The following is a 1,243-nucleotide window of genomic DNA, read 5'->3' as shown; positions in this document are numbered from 1 at the left end:
CCCCTCTGGCCTGCCGGCCATCTCCCCCTCGAGGGGGGAGATTACGCCCTCCACTGCTTTCGCTGATTTTCAACATTGTAAGAAGAAAACCAGTCCTCCAAGGCAGAGGGGGGCGCTGTTCCGCCGGCATCTCGATTGTCCCGCCCCTCAATCCACGAAAATCAGCGCCGGCGTTTCCAGCAGCGTCTTGATCCGCTGGATGAACACCGCCGCATCCCACCCATCGATCACCCGATGGTCGAAGCTCGACGACAGGTTCATCATCTTGCGCGGGATGAACTGGGTGCCGTCCCACACCGGCCGCACCATCATCTTGTTGACGCCGATGATCGCCACTTCCGGATGGTTGATGACCGGCGTCGTCGCCACGCCGCCCATGGCGCCGAGCGAGGTGATGGTGATGGTCGAGCCGGACAGTTCGTCGCGTGTCGCGGTGCCGGACTTGGCCGCCTCGGCCAGCCTGACGACTTCTGCGCCGCACTCCCAGATGTCGCGCGCCTCGGCATGCTTGACCACAGGCACCACCAGCCCCGACGGCGTCTGCGCGGCGATACCGATATGGATGCCGCCATGCTGGTGGATGATGCCGGCCTCGTCGTCGAACAGAGAATTGAGGTTGGGCTGGTCCGCGATCGCCTTGACCACGGCCCGCATCAGGAACGGCAGCAGCGTCAGCTTCGGCCTCTCCACGCCACCCTTACCCGGGCGCTTCTCCTTGTTGAGCGCGGCGCGCAATTCCTCCAGCGCGGTGACGTCGATCTCCTCGACATAAGTGATGTGCGGGATGCGCGATTTCGACAGCGACATCTTCTCGGCGATCTTGCGCCGCAAGCCGACCACCTTGATATCCTGGATCGCATCGTTGCGGGCGAGGCCGGATGTCCTGGCAACCTGCGGCCCGCGCGCCAGGAACGCTTCGATGTCCTCATGGCCGATGCGGCCGGCAGGGCCGGATCCCGCAACCTGCCTGAGATCGATGCCGGCTTCTTTTGCCCGCAGACGAACAGCCGGCGAAGCCAGCGGTCTTTCGCCCTCGGGACGCGGTGCGCCGGCGGGCGTGGCAACTTGAGATGTCGGCGCCGTACCCCCACCCCTAGCCCCTCCCCACAAGGGGGAGGGGGATTCGGTCGCCGCCGCTTCCCCGCCTTCGATTCCTTTGGGATTTGCTGATGACGATGAGGTGGGTTTTGCTCCGCCCTTGGAAGCTGTGGCGCCTCCCCCTCCCCCTTGTGGGGAGGGGTTA

General features: G+C 64.9%; 1 protein-coding gene. It reads right to left on the bottom strand.

The genetic code is table 11. The features are described 5' to 3' along the window. Positions 1-147: 147 nt before the first annotated feature. Positions 148-1,243 (bottom strand): dihydrolipoamide acetyltransferase family protein (locus EOB49_RS30585; RefSeq protein WP_245472896.1); only part of this gene is annotated, 1,096 nt, incomplete at its 5' end.

The sequence above is a fragment of the Mesorhizobium sp. M7A.F.Ca.MR.148.00.0.0 genome (genome assembly GCF_003997735.1).
Lineage (GTDB): Bacteria > Pseudomonadota > Alphaproteobacteria > Rhizobiales > Rhizobiaceae > Mesorhizobium.
The sequence above is the reverse complement of the archived record's forward strand: the minus strand, read 5'-3'. Positions and strand labels throughout refer to the sequence as shown.